Raw genomic sequence first — 23,499 nt, 5'->3', positions numbered from 1 at the left:
CCCCGACTCAGGCCACGGGAGGAACGCCGCGGACTGCGTATCAATTCTACAGTAAAGAGAAATCGGGGTTCGACCCGCTCACCCGGGCAGAGTGCGGGAGGCCTTGACGCGGCCGGTCAACAGCCGAGGTGAGTAGAGGTAGAGCACCACTACCCCGGCGGCCAGCAGAGAGAACGCGACCGCAACGAATGGCGAGGCAGTCGCCGCGACAAATCCGGCAGCGCCGGTGAGCACCGAACAGCCGGTGACCAGGAGCGCCGATTGGACGTGGGTCAGTCCCACGTCGGTCAGGCGCTGGTAGACATGCTCACGGTGGGAGGCGTACCAGCGGTCACCGGCCCGGACGCGGCGCAGGAAGGTGGTGAAGGTGTCGGCGAGGTAAATCAGCACCGGTGAGAACAGATACTCGAGGTACACCCCAGCGAGCAATCCGGTGACAGCTATCGCCGCGATGGAGGCGCCCAGTAGGTAACTGCCCACATCGCCGAGGAACACGAATCCCCTACCCAGATTCCAGGGCAGGAACCCCGCAAAGGCTGCCGCCACCACCAGGCCTGCAACAACGAGCCAGAGCTGGTCGCTGAGCATCCCGGCGATCGCATAGAAGGCGCCTACCGCCACTCCATGCATACCGGAGATACCGTTGATGCCATCCATGAAGTTTGCCGCGTTGATGTACGCAGCCACGGCTAGCGCACCCACCGGAACCCACCAGAAGCTCTGCCCGATGGTCCACGCCAGCGCCGCGGTACCTACCGCTCCGATCATCAGTTGCAGAACTGCACGCACCCTAATCGAGATTCCACGATAGTCCTCGATCCAGCCCAGCAACGCCGCGACGGAGAGCATGGACAGAATAATCACGATCAACGACCGATCCACGGCCACCAGCCCGATGGCAAGGGAAAGCACCAGCGACGCCGCGATGCCCACCGCCACGGTGATCCCCACTCCGCGGATCACCACCGTTGTGTGAGAGGACCGCTCATTGGGGATGTCCAGCACCCCGAGCTTCGCCAGCACCGGCTTGAGGACGAAAGGCAAAAGAGCGCTGAGGACCAGGGAGGTACCGACCACGAGGGCGAGCTGGAGTTCAAGCATCGAGAATCCCGCCCTTGCGTTTCCAGTCGAGCAGGTTCAGCTGTCCCGGGTCGAGAATCGATACGTTGGTGTGCGAGATTTTCGGGTGCAGCGGACGGGAACCGTCTTCGCCGAATCCGACCAGTTCCTCATGCATCTTCTCCCCCGGCCTGAGACCGGTGAAAACTATTTCAATGTCCTTACCCGACATCGTGATCATCCGTTGCGCGACGTCGAGGATTTTCACCGCCTCGCCCATGTCCAGGATCAGCACCTCACCCGGGCGTCCAATAGCCCCGGCCTGGATCACCAACTGGCAGGCCTCGGGAATGGTCATGAAGAACCGGGTGACCTCAGGGTCGGTCACGGTGATGGGTCCGCCCACCCTGATCTGCTCGGTAAAGAGGGGCAGCATCGAGCCCCGGCTTCCGATGACGTTGCCGAACCGGACCGAGACGTAACTGTTCGCAGTCTGAGTAGCCTGCCAGGCGGTGAGCTTCTCGGCGACCCGTTTCGAGTGACCCAGCACGCTGGTGGGGTTCGCCGCCTTGTCGGTGGAAATGTTCACGAAATGGGTCACGCCTGCTGCCTTGGCGGCGTTGAGCACGTTCTGGGTGCCCAGGACGTTGGTTTTCCAGGCTTCTTCCGGGTACTGCTCGAGCAACGACACGTGCTTGAGGGCTGCCGCGTGGAACACCACCTCGGGTTTGCGTTCCCCAAAGATCGCCTGCAGCGTGTCGGCATCGCGAATGTCCGCCAGGACGGTGTCCTTGCCGGTCAGCAGTCCACGCCCCGTCATGGAGAGCTGGGTGGTCTGCAGTCCCGTTTCGTCGCGGTCGAGCATGATGAGCTCGGCGGGGTTGAACTGCGCCAGCTGACGGCACAGCTCGGATCCGATGGATCCGCCGGCGCCGGTGACCAGCACCTTCTTTCCGGTGATGTACCCGGCGACCTCGTCGGCGTGGATGTCCACGGGCCGGCGACCAATGAGGTCCTCGACCGCAACCTCGCGAAAGTCGGAGAAACCGGCGCCAGACCCTTCGGTCGCGAGCATATCCCGCAGGGGTGGCAGGACCAGGACCCTGATGTTCATTCCGGCCACCAGATCGGACACCCGGCGCACCTGGGCTGCTTCGACGTCGGCGAACGCGATCACCAGCACCGAAGCCCGGGTGCGCGCGATGATCCCCGGAAGGTCCTCAAGCCGGCCCAGGACTGGAACGGTGGCAAGGCGGAGGTGTTTCTTGGCGGGGTCATCGTCGATCAGGCCCACCGGAAAGTACGGTGAGTCCCGGTCCTGGAGCATCCGACCCACCAGCGAACCACCGAGGAACCCGGCTCCGTAGATGAGGGTCCGCTGTGCATCCTCACCGGGTTTTGCCTTGCTTTCAACAAACATGCGTTTGAGGTACCTGGTGGAGGCCATGAACATGCAGGCAAACGGGAACGCGATGATGCCGATGCTGCGCGGAATTTCGATGATCGAGAAGAAGGCGACACTGACCAGCAGGAGGATCACCGAGACGATGACCGTGACGATCACCAGTAGTCGTGCCTCGTGGAAGCTGCCGAAACTATAACGGCCGCGATAGAGGGCGAAGCTCAGACCTACTGCGAGCTGGGCGGCGAGGGCCGCCGCGCAGAACACCACCACCCCCGTCACGTTGATCTGGTTGATCAGTAGCTCGTACCGGAGTACCAGGGCCAACACAATCGCGACCACCCAGGCCACCGAATCGAAAATGTACTGCGACCAGAGCCAGAGCGTCGGCTTCTCCGACCGCGTCGTGCTGCGGTTATCTGGCCCTTCCCGGGCTGGATCCGCGCTGTCAGCGAGTTTCATGGTTCCTAACAACGGCTCGGCGGTCATGGCAATCGTGTAGAGGAGTCCTCACGGCGAGGGGTAAGTCCTCACGGCAAAGTATCAGCTCGTGCTGGTGTAATAGACTCTCCCTACCCGAGAATACTAACCGCACTACCCGGCCCTGACCGCTTTTGAGGCGTGTTGTGAGCGGACCGGAAAGGACTGTTTTGCAGGATACCGTGGCCGTTGCGGCAGTGACTTTTGACCGCCCTGACGACCTGCGTACCCTCCTGCTGGCACTGTCCCAACAGAGCACGCCGCTCACCTCGGTCGCGCTGGTTGACTCGGGAACCCGGGACATCGAGGCAATCGCCGTCGAATCCGACGCACCGGTGAACTACATCCGCTCCCTGAGCAATCTTGGCGGTGCAGGCGGGTTTTCCCTTGCCATCCTGTCCGCGATGGCCAGCGGCGCCGAGTGGGTCTGGATCATGGACGACGACGCCCACCCGGAGGATCCGGAAGCCCTCGCTACCCTGCTGGCAGCCGCGAAAGCGGAGGGACTCGACGCCGTCGTACCCCTGATCGTGGCCCCCGGAGAGCCGACCCGGCTGTCCTTTCCTTTCCGGTTGGCTGGGCGTTCGGTGCACGACCGTGCCGAAGTCGAGAAGCTGGGGATCATCAGAGACGTTGGCCAATTCTTCAACGGCGCGTTGATCCGCACCGACGTGTTTTTCCGGGTGGGACTTCCCGATCTCCGCCTGTTCATCCGCGGAGATGAAACGGATTTCATGCTGCGGCTCCGGCGTGCCGGCATTCCGTTCGGCACGGTGACCACCGTTGCCCTGAGCCATCCTCCGGGGTGGGCGGAAACACACCAGGTCCTCGGTGACCGGCTGCACGTGCTCGTCCCCGAGACGGCGTTCAAGCGTTATTACTACTTCCGTAACCGCGGATATTTGACGCGCCGGTATGGCCGGGTGAAATCTCTCATCGCGGACGGCGTGGGCTACCCGCTCTATTACCTGGCGCATCGCGACCCGCGCGGACTCGCCGACTGGTTCAGGGCCTACTCCACCGGCGTGCGCGGACGCGGTTTTGGGCCCCCCTCGGACCATGGATTCTGAGATGACCGCCTCCGACCCCGCCGTGACGGTGGTTGTCACCACCTTCAACCGGGCAGGCTACCTCCGGGTCCTGCTCGAAACCATTGCGCAGCTGGATCCGGCACCGCAGAACGTCATTGTGGTCAACAACGCGAGTACCGATGCCACGGACGAGGTCATTGCGCAGGCGAACCTCCCGGTGCCGCTGATTCATCACCGGTTGAAGAAGAATGTCGGCGGATCCGGCGGTTTCTCGGCCGGGGCGGAGCGGGCACTCGCCGAGGGCGCCGAGTGGCTCTGGCTGATGGACGACGACGTCGAGGTGCTTCCCGGCGCGATCGCCGCATTCCAGCCGCAGCTGCAGACGTATCGCTGCCTTCACGGGCGCCGGTACGACCACTCGGGCAAACCGTTCTTCTGGCAGCACCACTTCAACGCTTTTCTCGGCGTACACTTCCCGGTCCGCGGCAACGTGTTTCGCCATAGCCGCGTATTCCATACCAATGTGGGCTGCTTCGAAGGAATGCTGGTCCACGCCGATGTGGTGCGCCGCGTGGGTCTCCCCGATCCCCGGTTCTTCCTCAACGGGGACGACACCACCTACGGCTGGCTGATCTCCCAGTCCGAGCCGGTGGTGTACATCAACGAGTACGTGCTGAAAAAAGCCCGGCCCCAGAAACAGATTGACCTCGGAGTGCGGCACCTGAACGATTCAAATGATCTGGGCCGCTACTGCGGCATGCGGAACCGGGGCCATCAGGCGCGCTACCTCAGGATCAACGGCAGGTTCAACCGCTGGGGCTTTGGTCTGGGCACCCTGCTGACCGCTGCCAAGGAAGTGTTCCGGCTGGTCGCCGTCGAGCACTCCCTCTCCGGGCTGGCACCGCTCTGGCGGGGCTGGCGGGAGTCACGCGCGATCCTCACGGATCCTTCGTGGCAGCCCATGCCGCCCTTGGAACCTCCTGCCAAACGCCCTGAGGGGTCCGAGCTGCTGAGGGAGAAGAACTGACGATGCCCTGGGTGATTGTTGGCGCTACCGGGTTTGTCGGATCGGCCGTGTTACGTGCCGCGCAGGATGCGGGTGTGGAGGCGACGGGTATCGCGGCACCCCGCCTGGCGAGCGATGCCACGTCCGCTGGACAGATCCTCGATGAGGCAGCCCGCCACCCGTCGGTCGCCGGGCTCGCCGCGGCGCTGTCCGGTGCTTCAGTGGTGGTCAACGCCGCTGGTGTCGCCGCGCCGCGAAGCGCTGACACGGCTGAACTCCGCGGAGCAAACGCGCTGCTCCCCGCTGTCCTGGCCTACGCCTGCTCGGCAGCGCGGGTGGACCGGCTGATCCACCTGAGCAGTGCAGCGGTCCAGGGTCAACGGGAGGTCCTGGACGAGTCCTTCGACCTGGCGCCGTTTTCGGCCTACTCCCGGAGCAAGGCACTGGGCGAGGAAGCACTCCGTCTCACCGTTGGACGGGGTGGGGTTGAGGGAACGCACCCGGTGGTGGTCCGCGCCACGTCGGTGCAGGGTGCCGATCGACCGACGACCGCCGCACTCGCGCGGCTGGCAGCATCACCCCTGGCCTCGGTAGCCGCACCCGGAACCGCAAGCACCCCGGTCACGTCGGTGGAGTCCCTGGCCGATTATGTGGTTCAGGTGGGTTCTTTTGCCGGACCTCTTCCGGCTGTCATCCTGCAGCCCAGCGAAGGAATGACGGTCCGCTCCGTACTGGAGGCAGCCGGAGGCACCCCCATGGTGCTGCCGCGGTCCCTGTGCCGTTTCATCCTCCGCGCGGGCTACCAGATGTCAGCACTGCTCAGTGAACGACTGCATGGCAGCCTGCGCCGGGTGGAACTGATGTGGTTCGGTCAGGCACAGGACCCGGGGTGGGCTGAAGCCCACAACATCCGGGTGGAGCACCGGGTCAGTGGTGTGCTGGAGGCTGCGGGGTCCCGGCGTCGTCAGGGTCGAGCGGGGCGGAACCGTCAGAATCGTCAGGAGCGCCAGGTTCCCTGACCCCGGGGACAACCTCCTGCAGCTGGGTCAGGCTGATACTACCGGCGCGCACCAGCACGAGGTCCTCCCCCGTTGCGTCGACGATTGTCGAGGCGGTGCCACTCCGTGGTCCACCCTCAAGGTACACCTCCACCGAGTCGGCCAGCTGGGCATAGGCCTCGGCGCCGGTGGTTGCGGCCGGCGACCCCGTGCGGTTGGCCGACGAGACAGCCATGGGTCCGGTCAAGGTCAGCAGGTCGAGCGCCAACGCGTCGTCGGGCACCCGCAGCGCAACCGTCCCCAGGGTCTCGCCGAGGTCCCAGGTCAGGGAGGGCTGGGCCCGGAAGATGAGGGTCAGGCCTCCTGGCCAGAAGGCCTCGGCAAGCTTCCTCGCATCAGGGTGGACATCGGTGGCCAGTCCGTCCATGGTCTGGACACGGGGTATCAGGACGGGCGGCGGCATGTTCCGCCCACGACCCTTGGATGCCAACAGGGTGGCGACAGCCTGGGGCGAGAAAGCATCGGCGGCGATCCCGTACACCGTGTCGGTGGGGAGCACCACACACTGGTTGGCTGCAACGGCGCGTTGGGCGTGGGCCAACCCGTCGGCGCGCTGGGCCGGCTCGGAACAGTCATAACTGGTGGTCACGAATTTATCCTTTCACTGGTGCGCCCGGATTGGCGCATTCGGTGCGGAGGGCTGAGGTGGAGCGGTCTCGCCCGGTGAGGTCCTGGTGAGTGAGCACAGTTTCCCAGCGGGGGTCAGACCGCAGCAGCGCTGCGATCGCGGGGGCCTGCACCTCCGCATGTTCCATCACGAAATAACCGCCGGGCACCAGCAACCGCGCCGCGCTGAGCGCCGCTGCCCAGGGCAGTTCGAGCCCGTCCCTGCCGCCACCGTACAGCGCGATCTGTGGGTCATGTTCCGCCACCTCAGGCTCCCGGGGCACTGCTTCGGAGGGAATATAGGGCGGGTTGGACACGACGACGTCGAACGTCCCGTCCTCCTCCCCCAGCGCATCCCGCAGGTCGCCAAGAATCAGTGTCACTGACCGGGGCTGAAGATTCCGTTCGGCCCACGCATGGGCTAGGGGGCTGAATTCGACCGCGTAGACGTCGGCGCCGGGCACCTCGTCGGCGACGGCGGCCGCGATGGCGCCGCTTCCGGTTCCCAGGTCAACCACCCGGGGTCTGATCAGCGTCAGCGCGTGATCAATCGCGAGCTGCGCCACGGACTCCGTCTCCGGGCGGGGTATGAAAGCTCCCGGGCCGACTGCCAGCTCCAGCCGCCGGAAGTGGGCTGTGCCGGTGATGTGCTGGAGCGGGACCCTGAGCGCACGCTCCGCCACCAGCTCGAAGAAGCCTGCCGGGGCTGCCGCACCCAGGAGCGCCATGGTTTTGACCCGCCCCACCGGTTCGCCCAGCAGGTGGGCTGCCAGTAGGTGGGCATCGACCCGCGGACTGGGCACACCGGCGTCGGTCAGGATACCGGTGGCTCGCGCCAGCGCTTCCTCAAGCGTCTCTCGGGAGGAGATCTGTTCGGTCATCGGGCAGTTGGTGCTCAGTCGTCCTCGCCGATCGCGTCAAGCCGGGACTGTTCGTCCATTTCGATACCCGCCTGGACCACGGCCTCGAGGTCACCATTCATGACTGCGTCAAGGTTGTAGGCCTTGTACCCGGTGCGGTGGTCGGCGATGCGGTTCTCGGGATAGTTGTAGGTGCGGATCCGCTCGGAGCGGTCCATGGTGCGGATCTGCGACTTCCGGATGTCGGAGTTCGCCGCGTCGATCTGCGCCTGCTGGTGTGCCAGGATCCGGGACCTGAGCACCCGCATACCCGCCTCACGGTTCTGTAGCTGGGACTTCTCGTTCTGCATCGCCACGACAATTCCGGTGGGAAGGTGGGTGATGCGGACCGCGGAGTCGGTGGTGTTCACCGACTGGCCTCCCGGACCGGACGACCGGTACACGTCGATCTTCAGATCGTTCTGGCTGATCTCCACTTCCTCCGGCTCATCCACCTCGGGCAGGATCAGCACACCGGCAGCCGAGGTGTGGATACGGCCCTGGGACTCCGTCACGGGGACCCGCTGCACGCGGTGCACGCCACCCTCGAACTTCAGGCGGGCGTAGACGCCCTCCCCCGGTTCGTTGGAGGAGCCCTTGATTGCCATCTGGACGTCCTTGTACCCACCCAGGTCGGACTCGTTGGCCGAGATGATCTCGGTCTTCCAGCCGCGGGTCTCCGCATACCGCGTGTACATGCGGAGCAGGTCGCCGGCGAACAGGGCCGCTTCGTCGCCGCCCTCGCCACCCTTGACCTCGATGATGACGTCCCGGCTGTCGTTGGGGTCGCGCGGGATGAGCAACCGGCGCAGCCGCTCCTGCGCGGCAGCGAGCTGCTCCTCCAGGACCGGCACCTCGGCAGCGAACTCCGGGTCGTCGGCCATTTCCTGTGCTGCTTCGAGATCGTCCTTCAGCGCCTCCCATTTGGTGTGCGCGTCGACGATACTGCTCAGCTCGGCGTACCTGCGGCCGAGCTTGCGGGCCAGCACCTGGTCAGAGTGCACTGCCGGGTCGGAGAGCCTGAGCTGGAGCTCGGCGTGCTCGTCGAGCAGGTTCTGGATCGACTCAAACATCTGGGAAATACCTCTTTCGAACAATTTCTTTTCAACAGCCATAACCTCAACCGGCCCGGAAACCCGTCATTTCTGTTGACTCGTTTGGTTAACCAGAGCCGCCCACGCCCGATCCGGCGGACCGGACGAGCGTGGGCGACGGGTGGCTTGCTAGTCGTCGTCGTTCTTGGAACCCAAGGTGGTCTTCTGGACCTGCATCAGGAACTCGACGTTCGACTGGGTTTCCCGGATCTTGTTGGTCAGCAGCTCAAGTGACTGCTGTTCGCCAAGTCCGGAAAGGACACGCCGCAGCTTCCACATGATCTTGACCTCGTCCGGGGACAGCAGCTTCTCTTCACGACGGGTACCCGACGCGTTGACGTCGACTGCCGGGAAGATGCGCTTGTCCGCGAGGTTCCGGGAGAGGCGCAGCTCCATGTTGCCGGTGCCCTTGAACTCCTCGAAGATGACCTCGTCCATCTTGGACCCGGTCTCCACGAGCGCGGTGGCCAGAATGGTGAGCGAGCCACCGTTCTCGATGTTGCGTGCCGCACCGAAGAAACGCTTCGGCGGGTAGAGCGCTGCCGAGTCGACGCCACCGGACAGAATGCGTCCGGATGCCGGGGCTGCGAGGTTGTAGGCACGGCCCAGACGGGTCATCGAGTCGAGCAGGACCACCACGTCCATCCCCATTTCCACGAGACGCTTGGCGCGCTCGATGGAAAGTTCGGCGACAGTTGTGTGGTCATCCGCCGGACGGTCGAAGGTGGAGGCAATGACCTCACCCTTGACCGTGCGCTGCATGTCAGTGACTTCCTCGGGGCGTTCGTCAACCAGCACCATCATGAGGTGGACCTCAGGATTATTGATGGTGATCGCGTTGGCGATCGCCTGCAGGATGAGCGTCTTGCCCGCCTTGGGGGGTGAAACGATCAGGCCACGCTGGCCCTTGCCGATCGGCGCTACCAGGTCGATGACGCGGGGACCGATCTTCTTCGCTTCGGTCTCGAGGCGCAGGCGTTCGGTCGGGTACAGCGGAACCAGCTTGGCGAACTCGACCCGGTCCTTGAGGTCCTCGGCTGGCTTGCCGTTCACCGAGGTTACGCGGATCAGCGCATTGAACTTTTGGCGGGTGTTGTTCTGGTTCTCGCCGTCGCGGGGGGCGCGGATGGCGCCCACTACTGCGTCGCCCTTGCGCAGGTTGTGCTTCTTGACCTGGGCCAGGGAAACGTAGACGTCGTTGGGGCCGGGCAGGTAGCCCGAGGTCCGCACGAACGCGTAGTTCTCGAGGACGTCGAGGATGCCCGCTACGGGCAGCAGGACGTCGTCGTCAGTTACCTCGACGTCGTCGACCTCGGGATTCTGGTTGCGGTTGCGACGGCGGTCATTCCGGTCGTTGCGGTCGCGGAACCGGCTGCTGCGGTCGTTGCCCCGGTCATTCCCGCGATCGTTTCCACGGTCGTTGCCACGGTCATTTCCACGGTCGTTGCCGCCGCCGTTGTCATCGCGGGAGTTGCGATTACGGCGGTTCCGGCTACGGCCACGGCTATCGTCGTCGCGGTTGTCGTTGCTGTTGTTCCGGTTGTCGTTACCCCGGTTGTCGTTGCTGTTGTTCCGGTTTTCGTTGTTCCGGTTGTCGCCGGAATCGGTCCGGTTCTCATTCCGGTTCCGTCCGCCACGGTCATTGCGCGCGTTTGAATCACTCTGCTCGGAGGAGTCGTTCGACTCGCCGGAGCCCTGACTGTTCCGGTCGGCGCTGTTCCGGTCGGCGCTGTTCCGGTCGGAGCGCGAGGAATCGTCCGACGACGTCGTCTCCGGGGATTCGTTCGCGGAGTTGTCGGCACGCTCTTCGCCGCGGCGTCCACGCCGGTTCTCGCGGGGAGCGCGGCCACGGCCACGTTCGCCGCCATTGTCCCGGCCATTGTTCTCACGGCCGTTCGTGTCGCCGCCGCTGTTCTGGGCGTCGTCACCGGATGCCTCAGTAGCTTCCGGCTGGGGAGCCTCAGAGGCAGGCAGGCTGACGACGCCGTCTGATCCGGCACGTCGGTTGCGGTTGCGGGTGCGCGACGGACGCTCGGTCGGCTCCTGTGCAGCACCATCGCTGTCCTGGCTGTCGCTGTCTGTGCTCGCGGTCCGGCTGGATGCACGGCGCGAGGAACGGGTCGAGCCATTTGACTGGCCGGCCTCAGACTCTGGTGCGCTGGCGTCACTGGGAGCGGAGTCCTTGGGGCGGTCTGCAACCGCAGAGCCGCGCTGATGATCGGAGATGGCCGAGACCAGGTCGCCCTTGCGCATCCTGGAACCGCCAGTAATGCCCAACTGGCCCGCAAGAGCCTGGAGCTGGGCGAGCTTCAGCCCGGCAAGGCCGGAGCTTTTGGAAGCGGGAGCGTCGGCTGCGCCGGCGTTTGATGTGTCCACACCTGACAACAGGTCAGTGGTTTCAGTCACGAAGGATCCTTCCCCCTCGTCGGGCGGTCCAACTCTGATGTGGACCGCGTTTGGTTAGCCCTGCCACCGTTAGACGAACTGGCGGATAGGGTTCGGTCCTGCCGGAAGAGTCCGGCCTGGCCGTGCGTGCTAAAAACCTTCGGAAGTAAGTAGGCTTTCGATTCAAGTTCAAACCGGTGATGCTCGTACGTTCCTGGGAGGTTACACCGGAGGTGATGCGACTGCTGAAAACCATGCAGTTTGCGGCGGTCAAAAGAAAATGACGGCCAGATCAGCAGAAGCACTCAGATGAACAACGAACCGACAGGTCACGATTCATTCCGTTGGTGCACCACTAGTTTAGCACCCTCGGGGGCAACGGTCAGCCTGAGGACGCGCCATTGGACGCCTGAATCTGCGTTGTTTGGCTCTCCAGTCAATGCCACGATCGCCTTCTCGGCTGCCGTCGCCTGCGCTTCCCCGACGGCGAGAGTCATCACCGTTGGCCCCGCACCGGAAATCACTGCGGGGAATCCCTGGGCCCTGAGTTGACGCATCAGGGTGGCGCTGGGAATCATCGCCTGTGCCCGGTAGTCCTGATGCAGCTCGTCCTGCGTGGCATCCAGAATGAACTGCGGCTCGCGTGACAGCGAGTCAATCAGCAGCGCGGCGCGGCCAGCATTGGCCGCAGCACTTGCGTGGGACACAGAGGTCGGCAGCAGTGCCCTCGCGCTCTCGGTCGAAAGGCTGCTTGACGGGACCGCGGCTATCGGAATGATCGACGGATGCACCGGGACGCGGGTGCTGCGAAAGACCCTGCCTGTTTCCCAGGAGATTGCAAGCGCACCCGCCAGTGCCGGCGCAACATTGTCGGGGTGGCCCTCCAGGGTTGAACACAACTGCAGCAGCGCGGGTGGTTCCATCCGGGCGTTGTCCGGCAGCAGGAAGTTCGCTCCCAGCACGGCTGTGACGATGGCCGCCGCCGAGGAGCCGAGCCCCCGGCCATGAGGAATCAGATTTTCGGTGTCCAATTCGAGGCCGGGGCAGCCGTATCCCGCCCGGTCAAGCGTTTCCAGCAGGGTCCGTGCCACCAGGTGGCTGCCATCGGTGGGGAGGCTGTCCGCCCCCTCGCCGGTAACCCGGACCGACACGGTGCCGCTGGTGTTGGTCCGCACCCTGACCGTGTCAAAGAGTGACACCGCGAGTCCCAGCGTGTCGAAGCCCGGTCCCAGGTTTGCGCTGGTCGCAGGTACCCGGATGGTCGCGTCCTGGCCAGCAGCGACCATCCGCGGGGACCCCAGCGAAGGGTCGATCACGGAAGAGTACACGGGAACCCGCTCACTCACCCGCAGCGTCCTCGAGTCCCAGCGCGGTGGCGACGCTGACGACGTCGAAATCAACCTTCGTGGGCTCGACGTCCGATCCGTCGGCGGCTTTCAGCGCCCACTGCGGATCCTTGAGGCCGTGGCCGGTCACAGTGATGACGATGGTCTTGCCGACCGGTGCCTCTCCGGCCGCATGCTTTTTCAACAACCCGGCAACTCCGGCTGCGGAGGCCGGCTCCACGAAGACACCTTCGCGTGCGGACAACCAGCGGTGCGCGTCGAGGATTTCCTCGTCGGTGACTGCTTCGATGATGCCCCCGGACTCGTCCCGGGCGGCAATCGCCTGGTCCCAGGAGGCAGGGTTGCCAATCCGGATGGCCGTGGCAAGGGTATCGGGCTCGGTCACCGGGTGTCCCTTGACCAGCGGCGAGGCGCCCTCCGCCTGGAAGCCCCACATGATGGGCCGTTTGGTGGAGACGGGCGCGAGCACCGTGCTGTCGCCGATGAGGTGGGGGTTGGAGTAGGGCTCCGAGTACTCCTTGTAGCCCTTCCAGTACGCAGTGATATTGCCGGCATTGCCGACCGGGAGCAGGTGATAGTCGGGGGCGTCGCCGAGGACATCAACAACTTCGAAGGCCCCGGTCTTCTGGCCTTCGATCCGCGCCGGATTGACTGAGTTCACCAGGAAAACCGGGTACGCCTCGGCGAGCTTGCGGGCGACGTCGAGGCAGTTGTCGAAGTTGCCGTTGACCTGTAGCAGTTCTGCCCCGTGAGCGATGGCCTGACTCAGTTTGCCCATTGAGATCTTGCCGTCCGGTACCAGAACGGCGCAGGTGATGCCCGCCTGGGTGGCGTACGCCGCGGCGGAGGCTGAGGTGTTTCCGGTCGAGGCGCACACCACTGCCTTGGCACCGGCCTCGATCGCAGCGGTGATCGCCATGGTCATTCCCCGGTCCTTGAAGGATCCGGTCGGGTTCATCCCCTCGACCTTGAGGAAGACCTGGGAGCCCGTCAGTTCGGAGAGCGCCTTGGCCGGAACCAGAGGGGTCCCGCCCTCACCGAGGGTGATGACCTCAGTGGACTCGGTGACGGGCAGACGGTCGGCGTACTCGCGGATAACGCCGCGCCATTGGTGAGCCACTTAGGCTCCTTCCACTCGAAGGACGCTCGTCACCGAGTTGATCACGGCGAGGTCCTGGATATGTTGAACGGTCGTGGCGAGGGCCGCCTCGGTGGCACGGTGGGTGACAATGCGCAGTTCAGCGGTGGCCTCCCCCGGCGTGCCTGTTGGATGGATATTCTGCCGCATGGTCTCGATCGAGACGCCCTGCTCGGCGAACAGTTGGGCGATCCGGGCCAGCACACCTGGCTGATCCGCGACATCGAGGCCGATCGAGTAGCTGGTCTTCACGGAGTCGATAGTCATCGAGGGCACATGCCCGGTGGTGGTTTCGGTGCGTCCGGGGCCGCCGAGCACCATCCGTCGTGCCGCGCTGACGACGTCGCCCAGCACCGCCGAGGCGGTAGGGGTGCCACCGGCCCCCTGGCCGTAAAACATCAGTTCGCCAGCGTTTTCAGCTTCGATGAAGACGGCGTTGAACGCGCCATGGACAGCAGCCAGCGGATGATCCCGGGGCAGCAGGGTGGGGTGCACCCGGACGCTGACGCCCTGGGAGCCGGCGCCGTCGGCGTCGTCCCGGGGCAGGAGTTCGGCGATGGCCAGCAGCTTGATCACAAAACCGGCATCCTTGGCGGCCGCAATATCGTCGGCGGTCACCTTTGTGATGCCCTCGCAGTAGACATCTTCCAGGGCGAACCGGGTGTGGAAGGACAGCGAGGCCAGGATGGCACCCTTCGCCGCGGCGTCGTGCCCCTCGACGTCCGCCGTGGGGTCCGCTTCGGCATAACCGAGCCGTTGGGCTTCGGCCAGGGCGTCGTCGAACTGCGCGCCGGTAGTGTCCATCTGGTCGAGGATGAAGTTGGTGGTGCCGTTGACGATTCCGAGCACCCGGGTGATGCGGTCGCCGGAGAGGCTGTCCCGGATGGGGCGCAGGATCGGGATGGCGCCAGCCACCGCGGCCTCGTAGGACAGTTGGACCCTGGCCGCATCGGCCTTCTCATAGAGGGTGGGCCCGTCGAGCGCCAGCAGCGCCTTGTTGCCGCTGACCACCGTGGCGCCGTGCTCAATGGAGCGCAAGATCAGGGACCGCGCAGGCTCGATGCCCCCCATCAGTTCAATCACGATGTCGGCGCCTTCCACCAGCGCCTCGGCATCGGTGGTGAAGAGTTCGCGCGGCAGGTCGACGTCCCGCGGGGCGTCGATATTCCGGACCGCAATGCCGGTCAGCTCCAGCCGTGCACCGGTCCGTGCGGCCAGCGCGTCGGCATCTTCAAGAAGGATCCGCGCCACCTGCGAGCCGACGTTGCCGCAGCCCAGCAGCGCAACCTTCAGTGTCGAAAGGGCGGGTGAATTCGAGTCTGTAACGGGTGAAATTGTGTCGCTCCTGCAATCAGTTGGTGGTGCGAGTGATGTCACGGGCCAGGATGTCGTTCTCGGTCTCGCCGCGCACGATCAGCCGTGCCTGCCCATCCCGGACGGCCACGACGGGAGGTCTCCCGACCCAGTTGTAGTTACTCGACAGCGCCCAGCAGTAGGCGCCCGTCCCGGGGACGGCCAGCAGGTCGCCCGCACCGGTGTCCTCCGGCAGATAGACGTCACGGACCACGATGTCGCCGCTTTCGCAGTGCATCCCGACCACCCGTGACAGCACGGGGGCCGCCCCGGATGTCCGCGACGCAAGGGCCGCCGAGTAATTGGCGTCGTAGAGGACCGGGCGGGGGTTATCGCTCATCCCTCCATCCACCGAAACGTAACGCCGCGGCTGGGTGTCGCCGTCGACGTCGACCCTGACCGTTTTGGTGATACCGGCCGTGTACAGGGTAAAAGTGGTTGACCCGACGATCGCCCGGCCCGGCTCAATCGAGATCCTGGGCACGGCCAGGCCGAGTTCCGCGCAGGTGGAGCGCACGACGTCGGCCATCGCCGAGGCAATCTCGGCTGGCGGGCGGGGAGCGTCAACCTCGGTGTACGCGATCCCGTAGCCGCCGCCCAGATCCAGCTCGGGCAGTTCCCGCCCATGCAGGTCGCGGACCTTTCCGAGGAAGGCAAGCAGCCTGCGGGCGGCGAGCTCAAAGCCCTCGGGCTCGAAGATCTGCGAACCAATATGGCAGTGGACGCCCAGCAGGTTGACCGACTCGTGACCCAGCGCCGCCGCGACTGCCTGCGCTGCCGGGGAGGAGGCTACGTCGCCAGTGCCCGGGCCCGCGGGCCCACCGGCGAGGGACAAGCCAAACTTCTGGTCCTCGTGAGCGGTGGCAATGAATTCGTGCGTGGACGCGTGCACGCCCGGGGTGAGCCGGAGCATCACGTTCGCGGTGGTGCCGAGGGAGGTAGCGAGGGCGGCAACCTGCTCCAGCTCGGGCAGGCTGTCCACCACGATGCGGCCCACGTTCAGGTCCAGCGCCCGGCGGAGGGCTGCGTCGGACTTGTTGTTCCCGTGCAGGCTCAGGTGCTCGCCGGGAATGCCGGCCCGCATAGCGATCGCCAGCTCGCCGGCCGAGCAGGTGTCCAGGCGCAACCCTTCCTCGGCTCCCCAATGCGCAATCTCGGTGCAGAGGAACGATTTGCCAGCGTAGTAGACATCCACTCCCCCGCACAGGTCTGCGAAGGCGGCGTCGAACGCGTCCTTGAAGCTGCGGGCCCGTGCCCGGAAGTCGTCCTCGGACAGGACGAACAGCGGGGTGCCGAACTCTTCGGCGAGGGCGCTGACCGTGAGCCCACCGATGGAGAGTTCCTCGCCCGGGCGGGCGACGTCCTGCGCCCAGAGGGCAGGGTCGAGCCGGTTGACGTCGTCGGGATAGCTCAGCCATGGAGGGGCCAGCGGCGAGGCCACGGATGGGACGGCAGCGGTCAGGCGCATCTCTTCGGGTCCCATGCTCACATCCGCTCCGGTGCCGAGACGCCGAGCAGGCCCAGACCGTTGGCGAGAACCTGCTGCGTGGCGTTGTTCAGCCAGAGCCGGGTGCGGTGCAGATCGGTGACCGGTTCCTCGCCCAGCGGCGCGATCCGGCACGCGTCGTACCAGCGGTGATAGGTGCCGGCGATGACCTCGATGTGGCGGGCCACCCGGTGCGGTTCCCTGAACGCGGCGGCCTGCGCCACCATGCCGGGGAACTGGCCGAGCGCCGCCAGCAGCTCGCCCTCGGTGGGGTGGCTGAGTTCGGAGGCGTCGAAAGCACTGGTGTCCACTCCGGCGGCTACGGCGTTGCGCTCCACGGCATGGGTCCGGGCGTGCGCGTACTGCACGTAGAACACCGGGTTGTCGTTGGTCCGCCGGGTGAGCAGGTCAAGGTCGATGTCGATGTTCGAGTCGGCCGAGAAGCGCGCCAGGGTGTACCGGGCGGCATCCACGCCGACGGCATCGACCAGGTCTTCGAGGGTGACAACGGTGCCTGCCCGCTTGGACATCCGGACCGGGACACCGTCCTTCATCAGGTTGACCATCTGGCCGATCAGCACCTCGACCGTGTCGGGGTCATCGCCGAGGGCCGCCGCTGCAGCCTTGAGGCGGGCGACGTAGCCATGGTGGTCTGCACCGAGCATGATGATGTTCAGGTCGAAGCCCCGGCGGCGCTTGTTGACGAAGTAGCCGATGTCGCCGGCGATGTAGGCGGGAGCGCCGTCGGACTTGATGACCACCCGGTCCTTGTCGTCGCCGAACTCGGTGGACCGCAGCCACCAGGCGCCGTCCTCGAGGTACAGGTTCCCCGAGGTCTTCAACTTCTCCAGCAAACCCTCGACGAACCCCTCCTCGAAGAGCGAGTGTTCGTGGAAGTACACGTCGAAGTCGACGCCGAAGTCATGGAGCGATGTCTTGATGTCGCCGAACATCAGATCGACACCCAGCTCCCGGAACCGCTCGACCGACTCGTCCTGCGGCAGGTCAAGGATGGCAGGGTCGAGAACCAGTACGCGGGCTGCAATGTCGTCGATATAGGCGCCGCCGTAGCCGTCCTCCGGCGATGGCTCGCCCTTGGCGCTGGCCCACAGGGACCGGGCGAAGCGCTCCACCTGGGCGCCATGATCGTTGAAGTAGTACTCACGGGTTACCGCTGCACCCTGGGACTGGAACAGCCGGGCCAGCGCATCGCCGACGGCCGCCCACCGGGTGCCGCCCAGGTGGATGGGACCCGTGGGGTTCGCCGAGACGAACTCCAGGTTGATCCTGGTGTCAGCCATCAGCCCGCTGTTGCCGTAGGTGTCGCCGGCTTCGACGATTGACCGGGCAAGTTCACCGGCGGCGGCGGCATCGAGGGTGATGTTGAGAAAGCCCGGACCTGCGATCGCGACGGTCTTGACGCCGTCAATCTGCTCCAGGCGCCCGCTCAGGATCTGGGCGAACTCCCGGGGGTTCATTCCCGCCTGCTTGGACAGCTGGAGGGCGATGTTGGTGGCCCAGTCCCCGTGCTCGCGGCTCCTGGGTCGCTCCACCCGGACCTCAGAGGGAAGCTCGATGTCGAATTCGCCAGCAACGACGGCGTCTTTGAGGCATGAGGAGATGGCAGCAGAGAGTTCTTCAGGAGTCACCCGTCCAGCATAACGGGGCGCAACGCTGCGGCCATTTCTGTGACGCCTCCGCTGCCCCCTCCCCTCGAACGGGAGGCCCCGCAAGAGGGGTTTTCGTCAGGGGCTGCTTCCCTGCTAAGCTCAATGAGTCCCAATTACGGGGCCGGTACGACCGGCTCCACGCCTTCGTAGCTCAGGGGATAGAGCGTCTGCCTCCGGCGCAGAAGGTCGTAGGTTCGAATCCTATCGAGGGCACAGAACAACCCCCGGATTTCAGTGAAATCCGGGGGTTGCCTGCTTTAACGCCGGTCGGCTGCCTGGGTTGAGGGCGACCTGAGCACCCCCACCATCAGGTGCCCCATCCGCCAGGCAATTGTGGTGACCGGCGCTGGCACCGGTTCAGGAATACTCCTCATCGCTCAACCCATCCAGCCGGGGGCGAGCCTGATGCTCCCAATACCACCGCAACTGGTCTGTCAGTTCCATCGTGATGTCCATGGATTCAGGGTAAAAGCGATTGAGGACAGTTTCTGACCTGGTTGGGGAGTATTTTGGGTGCATGTTGGAAACCTCGGCCCGGCTGCTGAAATTACTGTCTCTGCTTCAGCTGCGCCGTGAATGGACGGGCTCCGCCCTGGCCGACAGGATGGATGTCACCGAGCGTACGGTTCGCCGCGATATCGGCAAGCTCCGCACCCTGGGTTACCCCATTCACGCCTCCCCCGGTGTCGCCGGTGGCTACCAGCTCGGGGCAGGTGCCCAGTTGCCCCCGCTACTGCTCGACGACGACGAAGCACTGGCCGTCGCCCTCGGCCTCAGCGCCGTCACCGCAAGCCCCGTGGCGGGCATCGGCGAAGCCTCCGTGCGTGCGCTCACCAAACTGGAACAGGTCCTGCCGGGCCGGCTGCGCCCCCGGTTCGCCGGTCTGCGCAACGCCGTCACCCGGATGGCCGCGGTCAGCACCCCGGTGCGGCCCGAGATTCTCACGGCACTCTCCGCGGCGATCACCGAACGTCGCACGGTCGTGTTCAGGTATGCCCGTCAGGACGGTGAATCGTCGCGTCGGATCGTTGAACCCTACCGGCTGGTGGACACCGGTCGGCGCTGGTATCTGGTGGCCTGGGACGCCACCCGTGAGGACTGGCGGACGTTCCGGGTGGACCGCTGTCAGAGCGTCCCCGCCCAGCGGGACCGCTTTGCCCCCCGGCCGCTGCCTGCCCGGGACCTCGCACTGTACGTCCAGCAATCAATTACCCGGTCACCCTACAAGTACGACGTCGTGGTCCGGCTCGCCGGGAACATCGCCGACGTCTCGCAGAAGATCTCACCGGACACGGCTGAACTCCAGAGCGACGGGGACGGCCACACGATCATGCGGGCTGGATTCGATTCGCTCGATTGGCCCCTGATGCACATGGTAGCGCTGGAACTGGACTTCGAGATCCTGGATCCGCCGCAGATGCGTGAGCGCGCCCGGCTGGCAGCGGCCCGGCTGAGTAGGGCAGCCGGGGACTGATCCGGTTCTCCCAAGGCCTAGAATTGGTACCAACCATGGCACTGAAAATCTCCTATCCCCCCGAACTCCCGGTTTCCGAGCGCCGCGCCGACATCATGGCCGCGATCGCCGCGAACCAGGTGACGATCATCGCTGGCGAGACCGGCTCCGGCAAGACCACCCAGATCCCCAAGATGTGCGTGGAACTGGGGCTCGCCGAGCATGGGCTGATCGGCCACACCCAGCCCCGCCGGCTGGCAGCCCGCACCGTCGCCGAACGGATTGCCGAGGAACTCGATGTCACGGTGGGAGCGGAGGTCGGTTTCCAGGTCCGGTTCACCGGGGAGGTCAGCCGCCGCACGAAGATCAAGTTGATGACTGACGGCATCCTGCTCGCGGAGATCCAGCACGACCGGCTGCTGAAGAAATACAGCACGATCATCATCGATGAGGCCCACGAGCGGAGCCTGAACATCGACTTCATCCTCGGGTATCTGAAGCGGATCCTCCCCCAGCGTCCCGACCTGAAACTCATCATCACCTCCGCCACCATCGATCCGGAGCGCTTCGCCGCGCACTTCGCCGCCGATGAAGCCGTGAGCGTCAAGCAGCCTGCACCCATCATTGAGGTCTCGGGCCGCACCTACCCGGTGGAGATCAGGTACCGTCCGCTCAGCCAACCGGCCGGCGAGGCAGACGACAGCGCCGACCCCGGGGACCAGGAGGAGGACCGCGACCCGCTCGATGCGGTGTGTGACGCCGTCGACGAACTCGCCACGGAAGCACCCGGGGACATCCTGGTGTTCTTCTCCGGCGAACGCGAGATCCGGGACGCCGCCGACGCCCTTCGCGCCCGGGTGCAGGTCAACCCCAGGCTCAAGGGCACTGATATCCTGCCATTGTTCGCCAGGTTGTCGCTGCAGGAACAGCACCGGGTCTTCCGTCCCTCCGGTCCAGGCCGCCGCATCATCCTGGCCACGAACGTCGCGGAGACCTCGCTGACCGTCCCGGGCATCAAGTACGTCATCGATACCGGTACCGCCCGGATCTCCCGGTACTCGCACCGCACCAAGGTGCAGCGGCTACCGATCGAGCGAGTGTCGCAGGCCTCGGCGAACCAGCGCTCCGGGCGCTGCGGCCGGGTGTCGGATGGCATCGCCATCCGGTTGTATTCCCAGGAAGACTTCGACGCCCGCCGCCCGTTCACCGATCCCGAGATCCTGCGCACCAACCTGGCGGCCGTCATCCTGCAGATGAGCGCGATGGGCGTCACCCGCGGCCCCAAAGATGTCGCCGACTTCCCCTTCGTCGAACCACCGGACTCCAAGGCCATCAACGACGGCGTGACCCTGCTCAAGGAGCTCGGTGCCCTCGAACCGTCCGGCAGCATTTCGAAGGTCGGCCGGAAGCTCGCGCAGCTCCCGGTGGATCCGCGCCTGGGCCGGATGATCGTCGAGGCCGGCGAGCGGGGGTGCGCCAAGGAAGTGATGGTGCTCGCCGCGGCCCTGACCATCCAGGACCCCCGGGAACGCCCGCAGGCCGACCAGGGCGCCAAGCTGCAAACCGCCACGGCGATGCACAAGCGGTTCCTGGATGAGAACTCCGACTTCACCGGCTACCTGAACCTCTGGCGGTACCTGCAGGAGCAGCAGAAGGAACTCTCCTCGACCCAGTTCCGCAAGCTGTGCCGCAACGAGTTCATCAATTACCTGCGGGTGCGCGAGTGGCAGGACCTGTTTGCCCAGCTCCGGCAGCTGGCGAAACCGCTGGGGATCACGCTGTCTCCTGACCCAGTGGATCCGGTGGGCAACGACACCCCGATTCACATCAGCCTGCTCGCCGGGCTGCTCAGCCACATTGGACTCTATGACCAGCGCAAGCGCGAGTACGCCGGTGCGCGGGGTACCCGGTTCGCGGTCTTCCCCGGCAGCGCCCTCTTCAAGAAGTCGCCGGACTGGGTGATGGCTGCCGAACTGGTTGAAACCTCCCGTCTCTGGGCCCGGGTCGCCGCGAAGTTCGACCCGCTGTGGGCGGAAGAGGTGGCGCCTCACCTGGTCAAGCGCAGTTACAGCGAGCCACACTGGTCCCGCAAGATGGGCGCGGTGATGGCCCATGAAAAGGTGACCCTCTACGGCGTTCCGATCGTCCCTCAGCGCCGGGTCAACTATGGGCGGATCGACCGCGAGGTTGCCCGCGAGATGTTTATCAGGCATGCCCTGGTTGAAGGTGACTGGAAAACCCACCATAAGTTCTTCCACCGCAACAAGGCACGCCTCGCGGAAATCGAGGAGCTGGAGAACAGGCTGCGCCGTCGTGACCTGATGGTCGACGACGAGACCCTGTTCGAGTTCTACGACTCCCGGGTGGGACCCGAGGTGGTCTCCGAACGGCACTTCGACTCCTGGTGGAAGGACACCCGCCACCGTCAGCCGGAACTCCTGGACTTCCTTCCCGGCGATGTGCTCGCCGAGGATGACCTTGACGAGTCTGCCTTCCCCAAGACCTGGCATCAGGGAGGGTTCGACCTGCCGCTGAGCTACGAGTTCTCCCCCGGTGTCCAGGGCGCCTCAGACGGCGTCACGGTCCAGATCCCCGTGGTGTTCCTGAACCAGCTCGAGGCGAGGCCATTCCACTGGCAGATCCCGGGGCTGCGGGTGGAACTGGTTACCGCGCTGATCAAGTCACTGCCGAAACAGGTGCGCAAGAACTTCATTCCCGCACCCGATGTGGCACGGAGTGCCGTTGCAGCACTCAACACCGACTTTGACCCCGACCGGGACGATCTGGAGCAGTCGCTGGAACTTGCGTTGCGGCGGTTGAAGGGACACATCATCGCACCCGGTTCCTGGAACCGCGCCGTCCTGCCTGAGCACCTCCTGATGACCTTCCAGGTGGTGGACGGCCAGGGCAAAATCCTCGACGAGGGCACCGACCTGACCGCGCTGCAGGAACGGTTGGCACCACAGACACGCCGCGCGATCGCCGAGTCCCTGGGTGCCACGCCGTCCACCACCCGGCCAGCGAAGGCTCCAGCGCGGGTTCAGGCGCGGGCCGCCGTGAACGGCTCACCGACAGACAACTCACCCTCAAACGGCTCACCGACAGACAGCTCACCCACAGACATTGGGATCACCGAGCGGTCCGGCCTTACCGCCTGGACCATCGGTGACATGCCCCGGCAGGTCACCCGGTTGGTGAATGGCCACACCGTGACCGGGTACCCGGCACTGTCCGACGAGGGCACCGCCGTCGGGGTGTCGGTCTTCCCCAACCCCGCGGAGCAGGATGCATCGATGCGCGACGGGGTCATCCGCCTCCTCGCGGTCCGCGTCCCGAGCCCGGCCAAGTACGTCCTGGAGCATCTCAGCAATGCGGAGAAGCTCACGTTCACGCAGAACCCCCACGGCAGCGTCGCGGGACTGATCGGGGACTGCACCCTGGCGGCCGTCGACAAGCTCACCCCGGAGTCCCTGCCCTGGACCGAGGCCGAATTCAGTTCCCTCTACGAGACTGTCAGGGCCGAACTCATCGACACTGTCTTCACCGTCACGGCCACCGTGGAAAAGATCCTCTCCAGCACCCGGCGGATCGAGAAACAGCTCAAGGGGACCACCAGCCTCGCCCTGATCACTGCACTAAATGATGTGCGGAGCCAGCTGGAACAGCTGGTGTACCCCGGCTTCGTCGCGAAAACGGGCTACACCCAGCTCAGCCATCTGCCCCGGTACCTGACCGGCATCGAGACCCGGATCGCCAAGCTGGCTGGCAATGTCCAGCGCGATTCCCTCGGGACGGCGGTGGTGCAGCGGCTGGAAGATGAGTACGACGACGCCGTCGCTGCCCTCGTGCCGGGCGGACGGAAAACCCCGCCCGCACTGTTGCGGGTGCGCTGGATGCTCGAGGAACTGCGGATCAGCCTGTTCGCGCAAGAACTCGGGACCGCCTACACCGTCTCGGAGAAGCGGATCCGCGCCGCGATCGGCGAGGCGATGGCGGCGCAGCGGGCCGGGGTGGGCACCGCCGGCTAGCAGCC

General features: G+C 65.4%; 16 protein-coding genes and 1 tRNA gene. 6 read left to right on the top strand and 11 right to left on the bottom strand.

Annotated features, from left to right (window positions below; translation table 11 throughout):
- Positions 1-78: 78 nt before the first annotated feature.
- Together IWX64_RS03470 and IWX64_RS03465 are read right to left on the bottom strand one after the other, a co-directional pair.
- On the bottom strand, positions 79-1,101 hold the full coding sequence (locus IWX64_RS03470; RefSeq protein WP_196865769.1) for an MraY family glycosyltransferase: 1,023 nt from the start codon (positions 1,099-1,101) through the stop codon (positions 79-81).
- Complete coding sequence (locus tag IWX64_RS03465; RefSeq protein WP_196865768.1) at positions 1,094-2,923, bottom strand: polysaccharide biosynthesis protein; 1,830 nt, start codon at positions 2,921-2,923, stop codon at positions 1,094-1,096. Before IWX64_RS03465 ends, IWX64_RS03470 begins: the two co-directional genes overlap by 8 nt.
- A 188-nt stretch (positions 2,924-3,111) precedes the next feature.
- Between IWX64_RS03465 and IWX64_RS03460 the strand changes: the two genes are divergently transcribed.
- The 3 genes from IWX64_RS03460 to IWX64_RS03450 are packed head-to-tail and all read left to right on the top strand — an operon-like array spanning position 3,112 to position 5,997.
- The gene (locus tag IWX64_RS03460; protein ID WP_196865767.1) at positions 3,112-4,011 is read left to right on the top strand and encodes a glycosyltransferase; all 900 of its coding nucleotides are present in this window, start codon (positions 3,112-3,114) and stop codon (positions 4,009-4,011) included.
- A 1-nt stretch (position 4,012) separates the two neighbouring features.
- The gene (locus IWX64_RS03455; RefSeq protein ID WP_196865766.1) at positions 4,013-4,999 is read left to right on the top strand and encodes a glycosyltransferase; all 987 of its coding nucleotides are present in this window, start codon (positions 4,013-4,015) and stop codon (positions 4,997-4,999) included.
- A 2-nt stretch (positions 5,000-5,001) separates the two neighbouring features.
- Positions 5,002-5,997, top strand: coding sequence for an NAD-dependent epimerase/dehydratase family protein (locus IWX64_RS03450; protein ID WP_196865765.1), 996 nt, complete (start codon positions 5,002-5,004; stop codon positions 5,995-5,997).
- On the opposite strand, the gene IWX64_RS03445 is transcribed toward IWX64_RS03450, so the two are convergent.
- From IWX64_RS03445 to argS, 9 genes are all read right to left on the bottom strand, one after another.
- The gene (locus IWX64_RS03445; RefSeq protein ID WP_196865764.1) at positions 5,906-6,625 is read right to left on the bottom strand and encodes an L-threonylcarbamoyladenylate synthase; all 720 of its coding nucleotides are present in this window, start codon (positions 6,623-6,625) and stop codon (positions 5,906-5,908) included. The two genes, IWX64_RS03450 and IWX64_RS03445, sit on opposite strands and share 92 nt — an antisense overlap.
- Positions 6,626-6,629: 4 nt before the next feature.
- Entirely contained in the window at positions 6,630-7,523 is an 894-nt protein-coding gene (gene prmC / locus IWX64_RS03440) for a peptide chain release factor N(5)-glutamine methyltransferase (RefSeq protein WP_196865763.1), read from the bottom strand.
- 14 nt (positions 7,524-7,537) lie between these two features.
- Positions 7,538-8,614 (bottom strand): peptide chain release factor 1, encoded by a 1,077-nt coding sequence (gene prfA, locus IWX64_RS03435; protein WP_196865762.1) that lies wholly within the window; start codon positions 8,612-8,614, stop codon positions 7,538-7,540.
- A gap of 150 nt (positions 8,615-8,764) precedes the next feature.
- Positions 8,765-11,041: a transcription termination factor Rho gene (rho, locus tag IWX64_RS03430; protein WP_196865761.1), complete on the bottom strand. Its 2,277-nt coding sequence runs from the start codon at positions 11,039-11,041 to the stop codon at positions 8,765-8,767.
- A gap of 308 nt (positions 11,042-11,349) precedes the next feature.
- On the bottom strand, positions 11,350-12,366 hold the full coding sequence (gene thrB / locus IWX64_RS03425) for a homoserine kinase (RefSeq protein ID WP_395939816.1): 1,017 nt from the start codon (positions 12,364-12,366) through the stop codon (positions 11,350-11,352).
- Positions 12,359-13,486 carry a threonine synthase gene (gene thrC, locus IWX64_RS03420; protein WP_196865760.1) on the bottom strand — a complete coding sequence of 376 codons (1,128 nt, stop codon included), beginning with the start codon at positions 13,484-13,486 and terminating at the stop codon, positions 12,359-12,361. The genes thrB and thrC overlap by 8 nt, the downstream gene beginning before the upstream one ends.
- Positions 13,487-14,839, bottom strand: coding sequence for a homoserine dehydrogenase (locus IWX64_RS03415; protein WP_196865919.1), 1,353 nt, complete (start codon positions 14,837-14,839; stop codon positions 13,487-13,489). It lies immediately after the preceding gene.
- A gap of 16 nt (positions 14,840-14,855) precedes the next feature.
- Positions 14,856-16,340 carry a diaminopimelate decarboxylase gene (lysA, locus tag IWX64_RS03410; RefSeq protein WP_442859025.1) on the bottom strand — a complete coding sequence of 495 codons (1,485 nt, stop codon included), beginning with the start codon at positions 16,338-16,340 and terminating at the stop codon, positions 14,856-14,858.
- A 2-nt stretch (positions 16,341-16,342) separates the two neighbouring features.
- The gene (gene argS, locus IWX64_RS03405) at positions 16,343-17,992 is read right to left on the bottom strand and encodes an arginine--tRNA ligase (RefSeq protein ID WP_196865759.1); all 1,650 of its coding nucleotides are present in this window, start codon (positions 17,990-17,992) and stop codon (positions 16,343-16,345) included.
- Between the two features lie 161 nt (positions 17,993-18,153).
- Here argS and IWX64_RS03400 point away from each other — a divergent pair.
- From IWX64_RS03400 to hrpA, 3 genes are all read left to right on the top strand, one after another.
- Positions 18,154-18,226 (top strand) — tRNA-Arg (locus IWX64_RS03400).
- Between the two features lie 304 nt (positions 18,227-18,530).
- The gene (locus tag IWX64_RS03390) at positions 18,531-19,487 is read left to right on the top strand and encodes a helix-turn-helix transcriptional regulator (protein WP_196865758.1); all 957 of its coding nucleotides are present in this window, start codon (positions 18,531-18,533) and stop codon (positions 19,485-19,487) included.
- 35 nt (positions 19,488-19,522) lie between these two features.
- Complete coding sequence (gene hrpA / locus IWX64_RS03385) at positions 19,523-23,494, top strand: ATP-dependent RNA helicase HrpA (RefSeq protein ID WP_196865757.1); 3,972 nt, start codon at positions 19,523-19,525, stop codon at positions 23,492-23,494.
- Positions 23,495-23,499 lie beyond the last annotated feature (5 nt).

This window comes from Arthrobacter sp. CAN_A212, from assembly GCF_015752345.1.
In the GTDB taxonomy this organism is placed as follows: Bacteria; Actinomycetota; Actinomycetes; order Actinomycetales; family Micrococcaceae; genus Arthrobacter_D.
The sequence above is the reverse complement of the archived record's forward strand: the minus strand, read 5'-3'. Positions and strand labels throughout refer to the sequence as shown.

Excerpts from the sequence above, each read along its gene's own strand:
- IWX64_RS03470 (WP_196865769.1), bottom strand. The coding sequence starts at position 1,101 with ATGCTTGAACTCCAGCTCGCCCTCGTGGTCGGTACCTCCCTGGTCCTC.
- IWX64_RS03465 (WP_196865768.1), bottom strand. The coding sequence starts at position 2,923 with ATGAAACTCGCTGACAGCGCGGATCCAGCCCGGGAAGGGCCAGATAAC.
- IWX64_RS03455 (WP_196865766.1), top strand. The coding sequence starts at position 4,013 with ATGACCGCCTCCGACCCCGCCGTGACGGTGGTTGTCACCACCTTCAAC.
- IWX64_RS03450 (WP_196865765.1), top strand. The coding sequence starts at position 5,002 with ATGCCCTGGGTGATTGTTGGCGCTACCGGGTTTGTCGGATCGGCCGTG.
- prmC (WP_196865763.1), bottom strand. The coding sequence starts at position 7,523 with ATGACCGAACAGATCTCCTCCCGAGAGACGCTTGAGGAAGCGCTGGCG.
- prfA (WP_196865762.1), bottom strand. The coding sequence starts at position 8,614 with ATGTTTGAGTCGATCCAGAACCTGCTCGACGAGCACGCCGAGCTCCAG.
- lysA (WP_442859025.1), bottom strand. The coding sequence starts at position 16,340 with ATGGGACCCGAAGAGATGCGCCTGACCGCTGCCGTCCCATCCGTGGCC.
- IWX64_RS03390 (WP_196865758.1), top strand. The coding sequence starts at position 18,531 with ATGTTGGAAACCTCGGCCCGGCTGCTGAAATTACTGTCTCTGCTTCAG.
- hrpA (WP_196865757.1), top strand. The coding sequence starts at position 19,523 with ATGGCACTGAAAATCTCCTATCCCCCCGAACTCCCGGTTTCCGAGCGC.